Below are 862 nucleotides of genomic sequence, written 5' to 3'. Positions count from 1 at the left end.
CATATTAAAATGAAAAATATCATTCTTGTAATTTTGATTGCAAACATTTTATCGGCTTGTGTATTAGCACCAAAGCTAAAACAGCCCAATGATAGGAACCGTGTGCCTATTAATAAAACAATCCCTAACGAAATCAAGCGAGCAAGTATATGAGAAAGATTCTTATTATAACAGGAATGATTACCATTTGGGGAATGCTGAATCTAGCTCCAGCATATGCAAATGACGCAAGTATAAGCGTATCTTTCGCCTCCTCATCACCAGCTGCTTCACCAGCAGAATATCTGGAGCTTATTAATCTATTAAAAAAAGGGGAAATTATTGAGCTCTTAAAAAAACAGCTTGAGTTGAAAAAAGAACAACTTTCGCAAACAGAAAAAAACTATCAAGCTATAACAAAGAGTCAGAAAACTGCACCTCAGAAAATAGACTTTTCTAGTTTTTTTCTCAAAGAACCAGAATCGCTCTATAAGAAAGATGAGCTTTCAAGGGAATCATATCAAAAGGTATTGAAGGACGAAGACAAAATTTCTGAGCCTTTTAATCGAATGGGCAAGTTGCTTTTTGAGCGTTTAGAATTTTTTTCGCTACTAAATAAAGCTATAACTTTGAAAAGTTTTGAAAAAGTAGAAAATCGTTTTAAATACCTCAAAAGCCTATTTGATGCTCTTCAAACAAAAGAAAACCTGAAAGATATTGCAGATCTTCAAGCACATATCGATGGTTCATTAGCCATGATCCAAAATGAATCTATAACGATACAAACGATAACGCATTTACGTAAGGCTGAGCAATCACTTATCAAAAGGAAAAGACGCGAACTTGATATGAAAATTTTTGACCATGAAAAAAAAGGGATGCC

At 33.9% G+C, this 862-nt stretch carries 2 protein-coding genes; both read left to right on the top strand.

Features of this window, described 5'->3' with window-relative positions; translation table 11 throughout:
• Positions 1-9: 9 nt before the first annotated feature.
• Positions 10-153 (top strand): TrwH protein, encoded by a 144-nt coding sequence (locus tag ACFIKD_RS09635; RefSeq protein WP_375647937.1) that lies wholly within the window; start codon positions 10-12, stop codon positions 151-153.
• A partial coding sequence (locus ACFIKD_RS09630; RefSeq protein WP_375647935.1) for a type IV secretion system protein occupies positions 150-862 on the top strand: 713 nt, incomplete at its 3' end. The genes ACFIKD_RS09635 and ACFIKD_RS09630, both read left to right, overlap by 4 nt.

This window comes from Bartonella sp. CR84HXZ, assembly GCF_042194535.1.
Lineage (GTDB): Bacteria > Pseudomonadota > Alphaproteobacteria > Rhizobiales > Rhizobiaceae > Bartonella > Bartonella grahamii.
Note: the sequence above shows the minus strand (reverse complement) of the source record. Positions and strands in the feature narration are given on the sequence as shown.